This is a genomic window from Polaromonas sp. P1_G4 (genome assembly GCF_056405475.1).
Map to the genome: position 1 here is coordinate 1 of NZ_JBFUCA010000692.1, position 1774 is coordinate 1774.

The following is a 1774-nucleotide window of genomic DNA, read 5'->3' on the forward strand; positions in this document are numbered from 1 at the left end:
ATCTGGACCTGCGCAACGAGAAAATTACGTATAAAATACGGGAGCACTCGATGAAAAAGCTGCCGTATATCCTTGTCGTAGGCGACAAGGAGAAAGCGGCAGGTGCCGTTGCAGTGCGCGCCCGGGGTAACAAAGACCTTGGAGTGATGCCTCTCGAAGCCTTCGCTGAAACGATCGCTTCCRACATCGCGAAAAAAGCCTGATTTTTAACAAAATTGTTGATGAATTTGGCCTGTCGTCCTTACAGGACGGGCGCAAGCAGCTATAGCTTTTATAGCAAGAGTTAAAGGATAGAACCATCGCTACTGAATTTCGTGACCGCCGTCACCGTGAAGAACGCAAGCACCGCTTGAACCGTGAAATCATGGCCCCTGAAGTACGTCTGAGCGGGCCAGACAATGAGCCGCTGGGCATTGTCAGCATCACCGAGGCTTTGCGCCTTGCGGGTGAGGCCGATGTGGACCTCGTCGAAATCTCCCCCACAGCGGTTCCACCGGTGTGCCGGTTGATGGATTACGGCAAGTTCAAGTACGCCGAGCAGAAAAAGGCGGCGGAAGCGAAGTCCAAGCAAAAAGTGATCGAGATCAAGGAAATCAAATTCCGGCCCGGCACTGACGATGGGGACTACAACATCAAGTTGCGCAACATCAAGCGCTTCTTGGAAGAGGGCGACAAATGCAAGATTACTTTGCGTTTTCGCGGTCGCGAAATCACGCACCAGGAACTGGGCTTGGCCCTGCTGGCGCGTATTCGTGATGAGTTGGCCGATTTGATTGTGGTGGAGCAATTCCCCAAGCTTGAAGGCAGGCAGATGGTCATGATGATCGCGCCGGGTCGTAAAAAACCGGGTACTGCCAAGCCGGCAGCCGAGACGGCTCCGGCACAGTCCGCAGCCTGAGGCTGGCGGACAGCGGATAAGGACAAGGGGCGCTTTGCGGCGTTCCTGCGAAAGCAGGTGCAAGCCAGCTTTCCAAAAGCGGAGGGGTCAAACCTTTTGCGATCAGCGGGAAGTCGAAAGATTTTCCGCTTAACAAGTGTCTCGGGGCCATCAAGTCTGCGGAAGGTTCGCAGCGCCTCACGAGCACAAATGAAAAGGAGCATTCACATGCCCAAAATGAAGACCAAGAGCGGCGCTAAAAAGCGTTTCCGCGTTCGTCCGGGTGGTACCGTCAAGCGCGGCCAAGCCTTCAAACGTCACATCCTGACCAAGAAGACCACCAAAAACAAACGCCATCTGCGTGGTGCGGTGACTGTCCATGAGACCAATATGGGTCACATGGCACAGATGCTCCCAGGCCAGGGCATTTAATTAACGACGAACAAGGAGTACACACATGCCTCGCGTCAAACGTGGTGTAACGGCTCGCGCCCGCCACAAAAAAGTTTTAGCCCTTGCAAAAGGTTTCCGCGGCCGCCGCGGCAATGTCTTCCGTATCGCCAAAGAAGCGGTAATGAAGGCTGGGCAATATGCCTACCGTGACCGCCGTACCAAGAAACGCGTGTTCCGCCAGTTGTGGATCGCCCGTATCAACGCTGCAAGCCGTTCATTCGGCCTGACTTACAGCCAGTTTGCCAATGGCCTGAAGAAAGCCGGCATCGAGATCGACCGCAAGGTTCTGTCCGACATGGCCATTCATGACAGCGCCGCTTTCGGCGCCATCGTTGAACAGGTGAAAGCCAAGCTGGCTGCCTGATTTTCAAGCCGGGCAGTGTTGGTGCTATTAAAACAATAGCTGCTTGCGCAAGAAAAGAAAGGGCTGGAGCTTGAAAAGGC

The 1774-nt window shown here is 54.4% G+C and carries 4 protein-coding genes; all 4 read left to right on the forward strand.

The window, feature by feature from the left end; genetic code table 11:
• Positions 1 to 203, forward strand: a 203-nt coding sequence (locus AC1D1X_RS22295; protein ID WP_477699220.1) for a His/Gly/Thr/Pro-type tRNA ligase C-terminal domain-containing protein, incomplete at its 5' end; no start/stop codon positions are given.
• Positions 204 to 298: 95 nt separating this feature from the next.
• Positions 299 to 898, forward strand: coding sequence for a translation initiation factor IF-3 (infC, locus tag AC1D1X_RS22300; protein ID WP_477669605.1), 600 nt, complete (start codon positions 299 to 301; stop codon positions 896 to 898).
• 207 nt (positions 899 to 1105) lie between these two features.
• Positions 1106 to 1309: a 50S ribosomal protein L35 gene (rpmI, locus tag AC1D1X_RS22305; protein ID WP_007870723.1), complete on the forward strand. Its 204-nt coding sequence runs from the start codon at positions 1106 to 1108 to the stop codon at positions 1307 to 1309.
• Between the two features lie 25 nt (positions 1310 to 1334).
• On the forward strand, positions 1335 to 1694 hold the full coding sequence (gene rplT, locus AC1D1X_RS22310) for a 50S ribosomal protein L20 (protein ID WP_348046678.1): 360 nt from the start codon (positions 1335 to 1337) through the stop codon (positions 1692 to 1694).
• Positions 1695 to 1774: the final 80 nt, after the last annotated feature.